The sequence below is a fragment of the Delftia sp. K82 genome (assembly GCF_002193035.1).
Lineage (GTDB): Bacteria > Pseudomonadota > Gammaproteobacteria > Burkholderiales > Burkholderiaceae_C > Comamonas > Comamonas acidovorans.
The window spans coordinates 1-14,771 of record NZ_MYFL01000008.1 but is presented as its reverse complement, the minus strand read 5'-3'; the positions used below and the strand labels follow the sequence as shown (position 1 = coordinate 14,771).

The 14,771-nt window shown below is 56.3% G+C and carries 19 protein-coding genes; 14 read left to right on the top strand and 5 right to left on the bottom strand.

The genetic code is table 11. The features are described 5' to 3' along the window. Nucleotides 1-161: 161 nt before the first annotated feature. Nucleotides 162-1,345, bottom strand: a protein-coding gene (locus KDK82_RS29850; protein ID WP_088165044.1) for an IS3 family transposase whose coding sequence is annotated in 2 segments (ribosomal slippage) — nt 162-1,054 and nt 1,054-1,345 — 1,185 coding nt in all. Because the reading frame shifts where the segments join, the coding sequence is not laid out codon by codon here. A gap of 34 nt (nt 1,346-1,379) precedes the next feature. Between KDK82_RS29850 and KDK82_RS32895 the strand changes: the two genes are divergently transcribed. The 13 genes from KDK82_RS32895 (at nt 1,380) to KDK82_RS29810 (ending at nt 10,043) form a co-directional block, all read left to right on the top strand. Beyond that, nucleotides 1,380-1,547: a hypothetical protein gene (locus KDK82_RS32895; protein ID WP_179218004.1), complete on the top strand. Its 168-nt coding sequence runs from the start codon at nt 1,380-1,382 to the stop codon at nt 1,545-1,547. A gap of 18 nt (nt 1,548-1,565) precedes the next feature. Beyond that, nucleotides 1,566-2,000, top strand: coding sequence for an HD domain-containing protein (locus tag KDK82_RS29845; RefSeq protein WP_065345161.1), 435 nt, complete (start codon nt 1,566-1,568; stop codon nt 1,998-2,000). Between the two features lie 214 nt (nt 2,001-2,214). Continuing rightward, a complete protein-coding gene (locus KDK82_RS29840) occupies nt 2,215-2,568 on the top strand; it encodes a hypothetical protein (protein WP_179218003.1) in 354 nt (117 codons plus the stop codon). A 232-nt stretch (nt 2,569-2,800) separates the two neighbouring features. Then, a complete protein-coding gene (locus tag KDK82_RS32380; protein ID WP_143343541.1) occupies nt 2,801-3,034 on the top strand; it encodes a hypothetical protein in 234 nt (77 codons plus the stop codon). An 826-nt stretch (nt 3,035-3,860) separates the two neighbouring features. Then, nucleotides 3,861-4,349 (top strand): hypothetical protein, encoded by a 489-nt coding sequence (locus tag KDK82_RS29835; protein WP_088167021.1) that lies wholly within the window; start codon nt 3,861-3,863, stop codon nt 4,347-4,349. 16 nt (nt 4,350-4,365) lie between these two features. After that, nucleotides 4,366-4,584, top strand: a complete 219-nt coding sequence (locus KDK82_RS32375) for a hypothetical protein (RefSeq protein WP_143343540.1) — start codon at nt 4,366-4,368, stop codon at nt 4,582-4,584. Nucleotides 4,585-4,705: 121 nt separating this feature from the next. Continuing rightward, nucleotides 4,706-4,888 (top strand): hypothetical protein, encoded by a 183-nt coding sequence (locus tag KDK82_RS32370; protein WP_143343539.1) that lies wholly within the window; start codon nt 4,706-4,708, stop codon nt 4,886-4,888. 13 nt (nt 4,889-4,901) lie between these two features. Further along, entirely contained in the window at nt 4,902-5,051 is a 150-nt protein-coding gene (locus tag KDK82_RS32890; RefSeq protein ID WP_179218002.1) for a hypothetical protein, read from the top strand. Nucleotides 5,052-6,133: 1,082 nt separating this feature from the next. Then, nucleotides 6,134-6,280 (top strand): hypothetical protein, encoded by a 147-nt coding sequence (locus tag KDK82_RS32885; protein ID WP_179218001.1) that lies wholly within the window; start codon nt 6,134-6,136, stop codon nt 6,278-6,280. 1,310 nt (nt 6,281-7,590) lie between these two features. Beyond that, nucleotides 7,591-7,884 carry a hypothetical protein gene (locus KDK82_RS29830; RefSeq protein WP_088167020.1) on the top strand — a complete coding sequence of 98 codons (294 nt, stop codon included), beginning with the start codon at nt 7,591-7,593 and terminating at the stop codon, nt 7,882-7,884. A gap of 342 nt (nt 7,885-8,226) precedes the next feature. Then, nucleotides 8,227-8,649: a hypothetical protein gene (locus KDK82_RS33020; protein WP_218827104.1), complete on the top strand. Its 423-nt coding sequence runs from the start codon at nt 8,227-8,229 to the stop codon at nt 8,647-8,649. 158 nt (nt 8,650-8,807) lie between these two features. After that, nucleotides 8,808-9,236 carry a hypothetical protein gene (locus KDK82_RS29815; RefSeq protein ID WP_088167018.1) on the top strand — a complete coding sequence of 143 codons (429 nt, stop codon included), beginning with the start codon at nt 8,808-8,810 and terminating at the stop codon, nt 9,234-9,236. A gap of 171 nt (nt 9,237-9,407) precedes the next feature. Further along, nucleotides 9,408-10,043: a hypothetical protein gene (locus KDK82_RS29810; RefSeq protein ID WP_143343538.1), complete on the top strand. Its 636-nt coding sequence runs from the start codon at nt 9,408-9,410 to the stop codon at nt 10,041-10,043. 1,720 nt (nt 10,044-11,763) lie between these two features. Here the strand turns inward: KDK82_RS29810 and KDK82_RS32365 are convergent. From KDK82_RS32365 to KDK82_RS29795, 4 genes are all read right to left on the bottom strand, one after another. After that, entirely contained in the window at nt 11,764-12,282 is a 519-nt protein-coding gene (locus tag KDK82_RS32365; protein ID WP_143343537.1) for a hypothetical protein, read from the bottom strand. Between the two features lie 97 nt (nt 12,283-12,379). After that, nucleotides 12,380-12,859 carry a hypothetical protein gene (locus tag KDK82_RS29805; RefSeq protein ID WP_143343536.1) on the bottom strand — a complete coding sequence of 160 codons (480 nt, stop codon included), beginning with the start codon at nt 12,857-12,859 and terminating at the stop codon, nt 12,380-12,382. Between the two features lie 23 nt (nt 12,860-12,882). Continuing rightward, nucleotides 12,883-13,227, bottom strand: coding sequence for a hypothetical protein (locus tag KDK82_RS29800; protein ID WP_143343535.1), 345 nt, complete (start codon nt 13,225-13,227; stop codon nt 12,883-12,885). A 192-nt stretch (nt 13,228-13,419) separates the two neighbouring features. After that, nucleotides 13,420-13,905, bottom strand: a complete 486-nt coding sequence (locus KDK82_RS29795; RefSeq protein ID WP_088167014.1) for a hypothetical protein — start codon at nt 13,903-13,905, stop codon at nt 13,420-13,422. Here KDK82_RS29795 and KDK82_RS29790 point away from each other — a divergent pair. Beyond that, nucleotides 13,900-14,619 (top strand): phospholipase D-like domain-containing protein, encoded by a 720-nt coding sequence (locus KDK82_RS29790; protein ID WP_256974580.1) that lies wholly within the window; start codon nt 13,900-13,902, stop codon nt 14,617-14,619. The two genes, KDK82_RS29795 and KDK82_RS29790, sit on opposite strands and share 6 nt — an antisense overlap. The last annotated feature ends 152 nt before the right edge of the window (nt 14,620-14,771 follow it).

Here is a 14,771-nt window from a genome sequence, read left to right as displayed (position 1 = left end):
GCGGCGGTGCTCCACTTTGCTCCGTTCATTAAGCCCAAGAAGGGGTATGTCCGCTTTGGCGTCCAGCACCACGAGAGCAGTGAATTTGCCATCGAGCTGCGCTATTCGCTCAAGACCGGCGCAGCGCAAGTTGACCCTGCCTCGTTTCCACGTACACCAAGTCATGCAGCCAAACGAGCGTTCTCCCAGGTCACTGGGGGCAGGAAGCCGTTGGCCGAGTGCAGGCGCTGGCGGTTGTACCAGCCCTCGATCCAATCGACTATGTCCAGCCTGGCCTGCGCTCGCGTGTCGTAGCGTACCTGATGGATGCGCTCGACCTTCAGCGTCTTGAAGAAGCTCTCCATCGGCGCGTTGTCCCAGGCATTGGCCTTCCTGCTCATGGACATCGTGATGCCCAGCTCGGCGGCCAGTGCCCGGTAGCGCCCGCCGGCATACTGCGACCCGCGGTCGGTGTGGACCAGCAGCCCCTTGGCAGGTTTGCGCAGCCACCATGCCGACTTCAAAGCGGAGCACACCAGCGTGGCGTCGATGGTCTCGGACATCGACCAGCCGACGATGCGCCGACTGGCCAGGTCCAGCACGGCGGCCAGGTACAGCCAGCCCTCGCAGGTGGGCACGTACGTGATGTCCGCCACCCACGCCTGGTCGCTCTGCCAACCATCAAAGCGCCGATCCAGCAGATTCGGCGCCACCGGCAAACGGTGCGCCGAGTCGGTGGTCGTCACGAACGGCTTTCTGTACACCGGGCGCAGGCCCTGGCGCCGCAGGCTCTTTCGCACTCGCTCGGCGCTGACGACCTCTCCCTGCTGGCGCAGCTTGTGAACGATCCGAGGGCGGCCATAGCTTCGACGGCTGGCATCGTGGATGGCCGCCACCTTGGCGTCCAGAGCCTGGTTGGCCAGCGTGTTGGGACTGGGCGGGCGCACGCGCCATTGGCAGTAGCCGCTGCGAGACACCTGCAGCACGCGGCAAAGCCGACTGACGGTGTATTGGTCGCGATGCTCGTCGATCCAGGCGTACTTCATCGCGACCCCCTGGCGAAGTACGCCGTCGCTTTTCGAAGGACTTCCACATCCAGCTTCGCGTCGGCCAGTTCTCTGCGCAGGCGGCTGTTCTCCGCCTCCAGTTCACTCACGGGGCGGCGCGCAGGCGCCTCGGTGGGCGGCACAGCCGCGCCACTGCCGCCGCTCGCTGCGACACCTCGCCTGGACCAGTTGCCCAACGTTGCCACCGGCACGCCCAGGCGACGTGCTGCCTCGTGTCCGCCGACTGACGCCGCGAGTCTGACGGCCTCAGCCTTGAATTCCTGTGTGTACTGCCGCTTGGGCAGCTTGCCTTCTTTCATTTCGATTCTCCGTACCTCTGAAGTTATCAACTTCTTGCTGTACGTGAAATCGAGGCAGGGTCAAGTTGACCGTCTGCACCTTGGCCATAAAGACGGCGTGCAGTCTTTCAAGACCTTAGACGCTGCGCTGGCTCACATCCAGGAGAACCACTGGCTCGAAGACTTTATTGAAATGCCTGGCGCGACCGTGCTGCTCGGCTAACCCTATGGAATTAGACGCATGGATTTGATTGAGGTGTACCAACTAGCTTGCCGCTTGCACACGGGCCAGGTGGACAAGTCGGGGCGCCCCTACATCGAGCACCTGTCGAGGGTATTTCTTCGCGTCCAAGCGGCGGGAGGCGACCTCACCCAGCAGATCGCCTCACTGCTTCATGACGCAATCGAAGACGGCAAGGTGAGCGCCGAGCAGCTGCTGTGGCTTGGCTTGCCGTCAGATGCGGTTGAGCTGGTGGTGATACTTACGAAGCGCAAGGGGCAGCGCTATGAGGATTACCTGGGCGGTGTGAAACGCAGTCCTGCGGCACTCGTGGTGAAGCTGGCCGACTTGGACGACAACAGTGATCCCGAGCGTCTTGCGGCTCTGCCAGAGGCAGTAGCGCAGCGTTTGCGGATGAAGTACGACCGAGCCAGGCAGTTCTTGGCGGCGGCGTGAAAGGAACGGAACTTGGCCCTTCTCGACCCCGACGAGTTGCACATTCTGAGGCGAGAGCTTCAGCGTCCGGAGCTGCGTGTGTACACGGCAGTGGTCTTGGCTAGCCGCGATCTTGACAATGGAGATATTCCTGGAGCCTTGGCTAGGTTGCGTGTCGATGCAGACAAGCTACGCAGCCACGAAACTCGAATTACACAGCTGCTACGAGCGGCAAGTGAAGTTAGGACAAACCGTGCGTAAATTCAATCTGAAGCGTGAGTCGTTGGATACGATCACGGAACTTGAAGTTGCCTTTGGAACCACCAAGCTCCTGCCGCCTTTCGACGTGGTGCCAAGTGAGTTCAAGCGCGGAAACGACTACACGAAGTTGCTGGACCACTTGTTTTCTGGCCAGCCTTTACCCCAAGGGGACATCGTGTTTCGTGAAGGCTTCGACGATGCGGATGCGCCGGCACTCCTGAATCGCGTGGTGATGGCTCATCTGCGCTCGTTCGAGCCCAAACACGAACACAAAATCGCGGGTCTCGGCTACCTCATCAGCCAGGCATGCGAAGTCAGTTTCATCTAAAGGAAAACCATGATCGTCGCCAGACCCGTAAGCGATGACGAGCCGGCTTTGCTTAGTGGACACGAGCACTGCACCCTTCGTTTTTTCACAGTGCCTGGCGTCCATGAGCTGGCGCCCCTCCAGCTTCCCCAGGAGGCTGGACGCTAAATGCTCTCGACGAAGTCGTTCTGCCCACTGTTGAACCCGGGGAAGCGTTGCTGGGAACCCAATGGGTCGAGAGTTCTGAGATCTGATGACCAAGGAAATCAAAGCAGTGAAAAAATCCGCACGTGACTTTAATTCTACTGACAATAAGGTGAAGCTCGCTTGTGGTGGGGCTACAGCAATTGCGTTCTCCTACATTTTCCTTTTTGTCCAAGGAGCAGGCCCTGCTTTTTTCGCGTTGGCTTGGCTTGGAATGCTTCTCTGCGCCCCCTTCTGCTATGACGGGTTAGCCTATTTGCACAAAAAATGGAAATTAGACTAATATGAAAACCGGGCGCTATCTGGCCTGAAGTGGAAGCAGGAAATGAATTGGAGTGACGCGTCTATCTTAGAGAAAGCCATTCGGCTGGTTGCCATAGCGATAGGCACCATATTTCTGCGGTACCAAATATCCCTCGATGAGGGTACCGTCTTTGATGTTTTCCTTATGATTTCAGCATGGTGCCTACTTCTGGCTGGGATGTTTCTATTCCGCGCAAAAAAGCAGTTCTGGCCTGTACTGGTTGGTATAGGAGGCTGCGTTGTAGCAATAATCTCAGCCATTTGAGATTAAGAAATGCATCCATGAAACGAAATCCATCTCATGGTCGACTCGTCGAAGGCTTGAAGCGCGCTGCGCATCATGCAGGAAAATCCGCATGCTAGTTTGCACTAGCTAGCCGCACATAAACCATAGGACAGAAAAGAGTGGAATTGTCAGTATTTGGGCTTTTTGCGGTTTTATCTGGCATGGCGATGGATCGGGGAAACTCCTGGACTGCGGTAGCATGCCTGAGTGTCGCGTTGCTATCCTTAGCATTGGCCGCAATTGAGCGATTTCAAAGCAGCCGTAAATGACTGCAGTTAGAATTGAGGCCGAAGCCGTCTACAATTGCTGAGGAGGCACTCCTTCGACTGTGGCCGCCTATATATAGATCCCGTTATGGATCAAATGGCTCGGCAGAGGTACTTTGAATTTGCAAAGGGCCTCGCGGCAGGGTTGCAAAGTCGGCTCAAGGAATGGATGAGGGGGGGGAGCGCTCCAGTCGCCACGGGCTCAAGTACGCAGAGACCCCTGGATGTAACCAACTTCACGAGGTAAACAGTCAATGAGGCTGACCGTTAAACAGCTTGCGGCGTTGCATGAGGCAGATAAAGACAAGATCTTTCAACTCCCCGAGCGTCGTAGACATAGTCCTGGCGTATTGGCCACGCTCGTTAGGGCTGGGCTCCTAGAGGCAACGTCTGTGGGTGTGATCTGGAATATCACAGATGCCGGCCGAGCCAAGCTAGCTTGCCCTCGATCGGAGACGGGAAATCCATCCGTTGCGCCCCGCACGTCCCCAACCGTTGCTGCGCTTGAACAGACAGAGTGGGCCAAACAGTTCAAGGTCGATTCCCCGGTCAGCTATAAGGCTGCGCTCCAATACGCACTCCAAGACGGGCTCACGGTGTTCATCGGGCGCTCGTTCGAGAGCGGTGATCCGGTATGGGCTGTGCGGGTGTTTGATGATCCTGAATTCTGGATGGAGGCAATGCCCACGAAGGCACAGGCCATAGCCTTGTGCCGAGAAATGGGTTGGAAAATCGTGGCCTGAGAGATCGGAGGGCGAAATGACAGCATTGGATATTTTTAGTCGCGCGGCACACTGGTATTGCATCGGGCTGCCTGAGTTAGGCCTGACCACTACGGAGCGGGATGAGGTAATCGAGAGCGCTCAATGTTCGTATTTGGCTGAGCATGTTGCAAGTACGGAAGATGAGTTGCGAGCCATGGATGACTGTTCGCTGGTTGCGGCGCATTATTCGGCCATGGTCGATGCTTCGCGGTAAAGAGAAATTTGAATAGACAAAGAGAACGCGTAAAAGTGCGCAATGTCATCGATATGATTACTGCCCAAAGGCCCGCGCAGTGGTTCGCGCAAGCACAGCACAACTAAACGGGAGTAGGGACTTGGACAAAGTTGAGTTCGATTTTGAACCGTGGTTTGATAACCTAGCGATGCTGGTTCTCGATGCATGCGGCGTTAAGTTTCTTGACACAGAGTCGGTCCGTGCAGACTATGATGCAGGAAGAAACGTGGCGGACGTTGCAGACGAAATCTCTGCTGAGTATCTATCTCTAGACCAGGAATAATGGGAAAGGAAAAATGAATTTCTTAGGAGAATTTCAAGATGTTCTGGTGCTTGTAGCGCAAGACCTGCCGGGCGGGCTTATTTTCCTCTATGCGTTCCTGTTGGCTGGCTGCATTTCCGTTCTTACTGGCGTGCTAAAGATAATCAAAAAATACTACTATTGATATAGGAGGGCAAACCATGAAAATATGAGGCCGTCCTCTGTCTGTGAGAAGGCGACAGGGAGAGCTTTCAAGGTGTGTAGTCTAACGACGGCTATTTCAGCAATCTGCCTGCAAGATAATCATTGGCCCCTGAATGGGAGACCTTCATTCACGTGATCCGTATGTAGAGAGACATGCACGGCGGGCGCCTGTATTGCAATGGAGACTATATGTTGATAACTCGCAGAATTAAAGAATTTACTGTTTACGCGGTAGCATTTGTTGTTGTGGCAACTTTTTTCTACTGGATCGAGATGCCAAATGGTCCGATTGTGTCAACGCTAAGACCTTTAGGTAGCGTTTTGGAGGTGAAGGGTTGCAATTCCGGAAAGTATTCATTAAATTGCACCGTGCGCACTTCTACGCACGTATGGGTGACGGATATCACCGATTGGCCTGGTAACATTATCCAAATTGGTGATGAACTTGCCTACCGATTCGACGAAACAAAGAGCACGCAGGAGCAATGGGTATGCAGGAATGGTGTATGCAGGCAGAAGTCTAGGTCCTACTGTTCGAATTGGTCGCCATGCGCGAAGCCTAAAACCTAAGTCTACTGCTCGTTGGTGAGAAGTAATTCTCTCAAGGGAAACTCGATCGCAGCTAGTGTTGCTGGATATAGGATTGTGGGTCCAGAAATCTCGGCCTGGAAGGTTGTATGTGTGGCGCCAGAGATTCTGGAATTACAGCAAATGTTGGGAGCACGATTATCTTGATGAAGGTACGAGTTGTCATTGGTGCGGAGATTGACCTTTCTGAAGTCTATAGCATGTGCACGCCAGTAGACAGACCGAAGTGTCTCGCAGCTATCCGTGAGTATGTCGCTTTTCAAATAAGTATGCGAGCGGGGCCGGACGGCGGATGGCTGTATCCAGAGTGCGAAATGATAGTACAATACCTAATTGATAAGGGCCTCGCGACACACCGAGGCGGTGGTGCCGTGGAATAGCATTTATTCTTGTCCTAGGTGCCGCGTTGGGGTCAGAGGGTAGGTCTCCGTTCGATGAAGCAAGTTCGGAGCAAAACAGATAGGACATATGGGTATGAACATAGTATTTTGTATATTTGCTTTGCTGTCTTGGTTTGCTGGAACCGCACAGTTCATGATGAATAACCCTCTGGCCGGTGCGGGAGGGTTTATTGCCTCCGGGCTGTTCGCAATCGCTTGGGCTATCTACGCAAAGAAGTAATACGAAGAAGGTGCACCATGCGTTTCAGAATGTCTGAGGAGCCTTAAAGGTGTAGAGGGGCAGCGCTGCGATGAGAAACATAGACCTCGTAACCCCGCTTGAGCCATTGAACCCGCTTCACTATGACGAGGATCGAGTGATGATTGGACATCCAGTAGACCCCATGGAGCAATTATCCGACGGGGTGTTTTGGTGCCGTGTCTGTGGCGGGCACCCAGACGACCCTATTCATCAGCCAGGATTTCTAGCTTAAGGGAGTGTGTTCCGATTATGGTGAAGCAAAGTAGGACTGACCGATTGTTGAGGCTATCGGAGGGCCGTTGCCCAATCCACGGGATACCAATGGTGCAAGTGGGCCTCAAAGGTTCGCTCTTCGTCGCTCTTTGTCCGCGAAGGGACTGCGGTATTTCCGGTACTGCGTTGGTGTCTCATGGGCCTGTGACGCTGAATCAAGAGCATCAAGAGTGGCTCAATTAGGCTGCTTTATCGTGCTATCTATAAGCCCGCTGTCGATGAGATGGCGGGTTTTTTGCTTTTATGGGCAGAGAGGGACGTGACGCGCTCCCGTCGTTGAGCTGGCCGACACGCGGCCAGCGCCAGCCTGGATGACCGTGGGCACGGGCGGGCTGGCGCTGGCGCGGATAGGAGTCTGATAGCTTCATCCGGCCAGGTAGCCGCGGCGCCAATGTTTTTTGATCCGCTGAGCCTATAGATGTTCCCGGCCGCTGGCCAGCTGGGGATGTCGCGCCCTGGCATCGAGCTGGCCAGGGCGTGGGGATCGCCCCAGGCAAGCACCGGTTGCGGCACGTGGATGGCTGCCCACTTGCTGGGGGAGATCCCTGGGTTGCCCGATGCGAATCGATGCATTTGTGTGCGGCATTAGGCCTGCTGCAACTGACCGAGGGTTGCCCCAATTTCTACTACTGGGCAGTCTAGGGAGGAGCTACTGTAGCCTGGGTAGGCAGCGGCCATGGCCATGCGATCTGGCGTGTCGTGCTGGCGCTGCGCAGTGTTCCTGACTCCTCCGCGCGATGCACTTCGCGGCCAGGTACGAAGTCTGTCTGGGGAAGCCCTGGCCGTACGGGGCGCTCCGCTGCGGGAGGGGTGTGGCCACGGTAGTGCTCGCAGCCGCGTGTTGTGCCTTTTCTATTCGGGTCTTGCACCAGGTTGGCTCAGTGAGCCATGGAAACCCTCCGCGAGCGTCGTGGGCAGAAGCCGAGCCTTGCGTCGAGTCGATGGTTGCATGTTTTCCATGTTGTACCTATTATTAGGTACATCGCAGGGCCAACCGGGCTGGCGAAATGCTAAGAATGGGCAACTTCATGCAGGTACTCCTCCAGACCAATGCCGCCGACCTTCAGCCCGTCGAGCTGATGGGCCACTGCGCCTCCAACCCGCAAGCCGCCGTGCTGCTCGGCGTCCACCGAGCCTCCGACTACAAGGGCGGCACCTACGAGGTGCACAGTGTCTACATCGGCTTCTTGCGCAACAAAACAGTTGGTCGCAAGCACAGCCAGTACTACGAATGGTTTATGGGCGACGCTGGCTGCACTTTCCCCACGCGCGTTGAAGCGGAAGCTCATGCCGCAAAGCTGATTGCCTAAGATGCAGATCGTCCACGCAATTAACACGTACGGCGCGGAGGCTGTCTATGTGGCAGCGGACCGCCACATGGGTGGGGATGCGCGCGGAGGCCTCGCCACTGTGGGGCTGGAGCCGCGCACAATGAGCGCCGCATACGCTGCGCTTGGCAGTGCTGCGCGTGCCCTTGATTGCGCACAGGCTACGGCAGCATTGGAGACCATGTGAGAGTTGAGACTGCAGACAAGCTGAGCGACATGTACGTACTGGGTCAAATAGCCCGAGTCGTGTACGCAGCCAATGAGCGCGGAGTACCCCCCAACGTCCTCGCCATGTTGCTATCGCGGCCGAGTGTGGGGCTTGGCATGATGCTTCAATCACCCGAGGCACGCACAGCACTTGATGAGCGGCGGGACGCGTATGACGGACGCCTGCGGTCGTTGGTTGACCGTTTGCCGGCATCGTTGCCCGACTCCGTTCGGCTTGAGGAGCAAGGGCCTTTCTGGCTAGGCTGGTACCACACGCCGCCATGGCCTATCAAAAGGGACATAGATGGCCTGCGCGAAGCTGGTGAGGCGCTTTTCGGCCCTCAGTGGCAGACGGCCCTGGCAGGCGCTCTTGGTCTGTCGGACGCGCGCAGGGTGCGCCAATGGTTGTCTGGTGAGCGTCGTATCCCCGATGGAATCTGGGGCGACATCAAGCGGCTGCTCAACGAGCGGGCGAACAAAGCCGTCGCGGTATCGGAGGGCCTCGACACCGCTCCAGCCAGCGCAGATGCCAAACGATGAGTCTGATCCTGGTGCAATTTTTGGCCCTGGAGCGTACGCGGCATGCATGCTCCTGGATTGGATCAGACGATCTCAGGAGGGTTGGGTCGCACAGCTGCAGCAGTGCCGGCTTCGAGGTTGAAAGTGCAGGGCGCCGTTTGCGCCATAGAAGGAATGCGATGCAATTGAAGGCAGAACGGGCGATGATTGCCCTCGTAAGCTATCTCCATGGGTTGCGTGATGGGGGCGTAGAGCTGGGCCATGCCAGCTTTGCGTTCCCTCAGTTCTTGGACGAAGCGATCGAGGATGTGATGACTGAGGCGGCGCAGACGGATGAGAACGCGCCTGATCCGGGTCGTGATCCGTTCGATCGGTGGGGCAAGTGGCACAGGGCGGCGAACATCTTGACGGTTGCGTTGGATCGTGTGTCGAAGCAGATGACGCAGGGCTATGAGTACCCGGAGGGATTGCCCAGGAGTGACAGGCTGCATGAGGCGCTGATGGGCTCGATGCGTAGACACAAGCAAGCCGATTGCGATTCGGGTGGCGCTGTTGGCGAAGCCCGAAGTGGTGGTCTCGATGCTGACCCAGATGTGCCACGGCGCTAAGGTAGTGCTTACAGGCAAGACCGCATGACTCGGGGCTCTTCACCTTTTCCTCGGAATCACCCGTTGTTTCTTCACGTCATGGTAGGTGGGCGTCCCTGGAGTCCGAGAGGCACCTATCGCATCACGCGCGTCTACTTTGGGCCATCGCATATCAGGGGCGGTGATTGGTGGATGTTGTCTAGTGACGTGAAGAGACAAGGTCCATCCCAATTTCCCGAGCTGACAGATGATCAGCTCCTCTTTTTTCCTGCAGGTTATTGGGATGTTGATCTGGAGGAATGGATGCTTGACCCTCGCTTCCACGCGCAGCTGGCACGTGGATGGGACCAGCAGGCGTATTCCGCGTTCATGTCGGCTGCACTGGAGAGACGAACCTTCGCTCCTATGCGTGCGCCCAAGGAGGTGCCTACGCGTGACGGCTTTCTGATGGAAGCAGGGCTGGAAGTGATGTTTGTGGGTGGCAAGGTGCTGCATCGACATCACTGGGACACCGCCAAGCTGCTCGGCCGCAGGATGATCGCTTGGCATCGATTTGGCGCTTGGGATTTTCGCCGCTCTCCCTGGCGAAGTTATGGCGATGGCTACATCAAGGTGCTGGAGCATGGCCCGCATACGGCGCCGCTCGCTTGGTGCGTGATCCCGGACGACGAAGAGCGGCCTTTTCTCATTGAGGGGCGCAACTTCGTCTGCGAGCTCAGTTCCCTGTATATCGAAGACCCAGGCGTCTCATTGATGACAATTGACGGGCGCAGATTGTCACCAATCTGCCCTCCTGCTCCCTATGCCGAGCACCCTATGCCCGCTTGAGCCATTTGCTTAAGGGGCTCGTACCCAGCTGCACCTGGTGTGGCGGCGCGCCGGGTAGTCAGGCGATGGTGGCTGGCGGCCCCTTGTCGGCGCCAGTGCCACACCCATATTGGATGCTCCTGGGGGCGGTAGGCGGGCGCAGGCGCGATTTTAAGGATAGGGAAACGCATCCGTCAGGGCGGTGCGACGCTTTGCTCTGATGCCCGCTGAACGACGCGGCCGAGGAGCTCACGGTGCTTGGTAAAGGCACCCGACACGCTTTCGGAGCATGGCGCAACACCCTGTGACGAGCCCCTGCCCAACGGGGCGAGCCATAGGTGCTGATGCTGTAACTCCGGCTGATCAATCTGAAGTGGCGGGCCCGCTTGATGTTGCGTTCGCATTGGTCGGAGCGGCGCCAGAGCACTTGACCGCGTCGCAGGTAGCCGCCAGGTAGGTGTTGCTGGTCGATGCTGGCAGCGCCAGCCGCGTCTTGTTCTGGTGCGCAAAGCGCGTGGCGAGTCCGACGACCAAAGCTGTTCCGATGCAGCGTACGCACAACGGTGCGGAAGAGCTGCGCCGGCCTGCTGCCGGGGGATTTGATGCCCGATCGTCGCCTTGCTGGTAGGCGTATTGCACGCGCGTTACCGCAGAAGATGCCGCTTCGCCTGAACCAGCCTGCAGGCGCCGCGCGCCCGGGGCATACCCGGTGTGCGGAGGCGGCGGGGACCAACCCCCTGCCATGAGGGGCCTAGGTTGCTGAACAAAGCTGGCGCTGGCCGCGTGGGCGGCGCGTCCCTCATCACCGATTCGCGAAAAGAAAAGGGCTGAACGGCGGCAACCGTCAGCCCTTCGGCGAAGCACCTGCGGCGGCAACCGTACGAGCTTCTTGATCTAGACCCTTACCATAGGAAACCGAATCATGAATGCGATTATCGTGTAACGACCCGCTTTTTACAAGTGCGCGTCACCATGGATGGCTTGTCAACGCCCAAAAATTAGCGCGGCCTTCGGTGCGTACGCCTCGACCATGTGCCATGCGAATTCTGCGTGTGGCCAAGCGCCTCCATTTGCTTCGACGCTAGCCAGACGCGAAATTCCCACAATGGCATGGCGCTACTTGAAAAGCTCCCCCAATGGATCAACGCCGGTAACACGGCGCGCGATCCAAATGGAGAGAGGTAAGCTGACAAAGAACATCGTCAGCATCATCCAGCCAACTGAAACATCGAGAGCAGCCTGTGTGAAAAATATAGCAGCCTATACAGCGAAGGATATTCCGGCTGAGAGCAATTTCTTCTTCATCAAAAGTCTCCGCGTAATTATTGACTATCTGGATTGGTGTTTAATAAATCGCAGTAGTCGAAGAACAAATGGGTCGAAGGCCGCATGCGCGCACAAAGCGAACGCGAACAATGGAATGACCCACCGATAAAAAGGATACAACACAGTTTCCCAGGTCTCAACCGGGTCATCGGGCGGATACCTCCAGATAGTCCAGCTCAGTGCGCAGGCACAGGCAAACAATGCTAGGATCGTGCATCCATGAATCAATTGGACGCGCTTGTATTTAGTCAACGCCACGGTAGTTCCCTCCAGCCATTGCCAACGGTGTTTTCACTCTACCCAAGACCATAAGCACCTTCGCAGGCAATGGAAGGCGTATTCTCGCGTTCTGCATTTCTGGTTGGATTTGCGGAGTGCATTTCATGCTTCGTGCAAAGATATGACACTCTAACGATTAGAATAGGAGGCCGCCAATCATTACCCCGGCGAGAAATGGGACAGCTCCGCTGGCGCGACCATGACGTGTCACACTGTCTGCAGCCTTTAACTTTTGCGCATACGCCTCTACCGCGCGTTCAAGTTCATGTACGCGTAAGGCCAGTGCCTCGTGTCCAGCGTCTTTATGAGTTACTCCTGCACTTACGAGGATTTCCTGCAGCTGAGTTGAGCGTATTTCAGCCTTCCTTCTTTCATTCTCTCTGGTGGCAAGCGTGGCAGTAAAATTGACAAACTCAGCACGAGTGACAGGAATAAGTGAGTCTGAAAGAAACGATTTGACCTCTTGCAGCAGGTCAAGGTTGCCTTTGTGGCTATTCTGATACTTCTGTATCAAGTCTTCAATGTAGACCCAGTCTCCTTTGGGCTCATAGCCGGCCTCTAACAGAAGTTTTTGAGAAAGCGCTGAAACAGTCGCGGGCGCGCCGGATGTCGTCTTAGCTTCAACGTCTTTGATCCCCTCAGAACTATTCGTCATTTCACATTGCCTTTGCTATCAAATACTTCCGCTGAATCTACAGACGCTTCTTACCAGACGCAAATCATCCGCTGTGGGCAGGTCAGGAAAGTATCTTTCAATCTGATTGCAGCTCAAACCAAAGACGATGTAGTGTCATGACACAGAGGATCATTGGAAGAACGAAAACCGCTATCCATGCAAACGCCTCTACTAAACCAAATGCGGCGCCGGTCAGGTTTGCATCCATTTCTGCGAGACGTGAGGGTCCTTGGTCCGGAAGCGCAGGCAAGTTGGAAATGGCAATCACCATTGCTCCGGCTATCAGAAGCAACAGACCTACGATTTTGGCGGCAACGAAGAATGTTTTCAGCAGACGCTCTCTAGGCCCTTCTCGCAGGAGAAGCGTCAGCAGGACGGCTAAAATGCTTGCCGCTGCCCCGCAAGCCAAGGCCCACGTGGGGAGCGCGAATGCCTGGATGCCGTAGTGCACAATAGCCACGACTGCTGCGAGTGCGGCCATTATGACGGGAAGCAATGTCCATGCACCCCATATTAGAAGTGCACCGATAGAAATTGCCTTTGCCTGGTTCTTCATGGTGATGGCTTCTCTCCTCTCGGTCACTCTCGTTCACCATACGCTCTGCGCATTTCGTTCTGCCTCTCGACAGACTCTTCCGATGGGTACGAGCCATTGCAGCAAACAATAGCTATTCCCAAGAGCACGATTCCAAAAGGAAGGAAGCACAATGCTCGCATCCAAAATGGAAGCTCGATGAATGTGACTTGCCATGCGTCGATGTCGTATTCACCGGTATGGGCCTCAAGCAGAAAGTGTCCCAGTGGGCCGATCAGCCATGCCATAAGCGTTGTCGCGACAATTAGTGCCGGGACAGCGAAACTCATCACTTCAAGGGCTTCCTTCCACCACCGTCTGCGCGCGTCACTCAATGTGTCCATTGCCATATTGCATTCCTTTTAACTAGGCCATCCTTCATCGGTGTGGATGTGCATGGCGCGCCGCGCCGCGCCGCGCTAGCACCTATCGACAAGGTCGCGACAGGAGGTGCAGAGCACAGCTACCCTAGCAGGGCTAGGCTCGCAAGTTTGCTCCCTCGCAGTGTCGCAACCGATCTCTAGCTGGCTGCAGCTACGCGATCAGGGCTGCGTGGGCGCGCCGGTTTTGATTTCTCGGGCGGCAGTTCGGGCCGTCAACTCCGGGTACTTTGTCAGGTTAGCAGGCCACTTGATCTTGAGGCTGTCTGCATAGAAGACCCTGTACGTGTCGCCCACGACGAAATTCATTTTTTTCGTGTATTCGATGGGGGGAAGCACTGCCACGCTCCCATCAGGCTTTTTGAGATGAAATTGGTAGCTGTACACAGCGCCGGAGCTAACAAGCGATGCTGCATTGATTGCAGCACCCACACCGCCCAAAACGCCATGCGTCGGCAGCGCCTGACCAGCAAGGTCAACAACGTCGGATGTGGTCTTCGACTCGACGGCCTCCACTAGTACGCCTTCGTGCCATTCGTTCACTTGGGGCGAACCAATGTAGATCTGAGCCAAATCGGACTGACTTGCCTTTGTGCTGCAACCAGCCAGGGCGACTACGGCAATGGCAGGGATGAGGAAGCGATGCATGTGGTCTCCAACAAAAAGTGTCTTTGTGTAATTATATCATCAATTATTTGGGTTAAGATAATTGCATCAATTAATTTCAATTCCATGCTCAATTATCGAACTCTCTCCAAAGCTGCGCTCGCGTTTACCGCGACCGCGTTCGTCACATTGGCTGCGGGCTTCGACGGTGCTGATCTGCGCAGTGCAGCAGGGCGGGTTGCCCGCTCGATGGTAGATGCCCCGGTTAGGGTCCCGGCGGCGGGGACTGTCGAAACAGCGTTCAGTCCGAAGGGGGGCGCAGAAGGTCTTGTTGTACGGGTGATCGATGCCGCCCAAGTAGATATCAAGGTGTTGGCATATGCCTTCACCTCGGCCCGCGTCACTCAAGCCCTGCTCCGCGCGAGAAAGCGAGGTGTATCTGTCGCGCTGGTGGTGGATGAGAACCACAATCTGTCTCGTGAGTCGGATGGACGGGCCCGCGCCGCCTTGAGCGCTTTGAGCACCGCTGGCGCTGATGTACGCGTGGTGTCGGCGTTTGCAATCCACCATGACAAGCTGATCTTGTCGGACAGCAGACATGTGCAGACCGGCAGCTTCAACTACACGGTGTCGGCAGAGACCCGCAACAGCGAGTACGTGATGGTGAACTGGGACAACCCAGCGCTAGCCGAGGCTTTCCTCCCTCATTTCAAGAGAAATCAATCTCTTGCTACGCAATTTTCCACCAAATACTGATTGGCACGAATTGACAGTAGTTGCTGCGGGGCCGGGGGATCCAATTTGCGTTGATCCGGTAGTTGCCGGATTCACGGCGGGGGTAGGGCGCCCCCCTCGTTTACGCACCGCTTTGGTGCTGGCGGTGCATCAAGGGGTCTCCTCGTTTTCAG

Coding starts and splice junctions, on each gene's coding strand:
- KDK82_RS29845 (WP_065345161.1), top strand. CDS start 1,566: ATGGATTTGATTGAGGTGTACCAACTAGCTTGCCGCTTGCACACGGGC.
- KDK82_RS32380 (WP_143343541.1), top strand. CDS start 2,801: ATGACCAAGGAAATCAAAGCAGTGAAAAAATCCGCACGTGACTTTAAT.
- KDK82_RS29835 (WP_088167021.1), top strand. CDS start 3,861: ATGAGGCTGACCGTTAAACAGCTTGCGGCGTTGCATGAGGCAGATAAA.
- KDK82_RS32375 (WP_143343540.1), top strand. CDS start 4,366: ATGACAGCATTGGATATTTTTAGTCGCGCGGCACACTGGTATTGCATC.
- KDK82_RS32890 (WP_179218002.1), top strand. CDS start 4,902: ATGAATTTCTTAGGAGAATTTCAAGATGTTCTGGTGCTTGTAGCGCAA.
- KDK82_RS32885 (WP_179218001.1), top strand. CDS start 6,134: ATGAACATAGTATTTTGTATATTTGCTTTGCTGTCTTGGTTTGCTGGA.
- KDK82_RS29830 (WP_088167020.1), top strand. CDS start 7,591: ATGGGCAACTTCATGCAGGTACTCCTCCAGACCAATGCCGCCGACCTT.
- KDK82_RS33020 (WP_218827104.1), top strand. CDS start 8,227: ATGATGCTTCAATCACCCGAGGCACGCACAGCACTTGATGAGCGGCGG.
- KDK82_RS29815 (WP_088167018.1), top strand. CDS start 8,808: ATGCAATTGAAGGCAGAACGGGCGATGATTGCCCTCGTAAGCTATCTC.
- KDK82_RS29810 (WP_143343538.1), top strand. CDS start 9,408: ATGTTGTCTAGTGACGTGAAGAGACAAGGTCCATCCCAATTTCCCGAG.
- KDK82_RS32365 (WP_143343537.1), bottom strand. CDS start 12,282: ATGACGAATAGTTCTGAGGGGATCAAAGACGTTGAAGCTAAGACGACA.
- KDK82_RS29805 (WP_143343536.1), bottom strand. CDS start 12,859: ATGAAGAACCAGGCAAAGGCAATTTCTATCGGTGCACTTCTAATATGG.
- KDK82_RS29800 (WP_143343535.1), bottom strand. CDS start 13,227: ATGGCAATGGACACATTGAGTGACGCGCGCAGACGGTGGTGGAAGGAA.
- KDK82_RS29790 (WP_256974580.1), top strand. CDS start 13,900: ATGCATGTGGTCTCCAACAAAAAGTGTCTTTGTGTAATTATATCATCA.
- KDK82_RS29795 (WP_088167014.1), bottom strand. CDS start 13,905: ATGCATCGCTTCCTCATCCCTGCCATTGCCGTAGTCGCCCTGGCTGGT.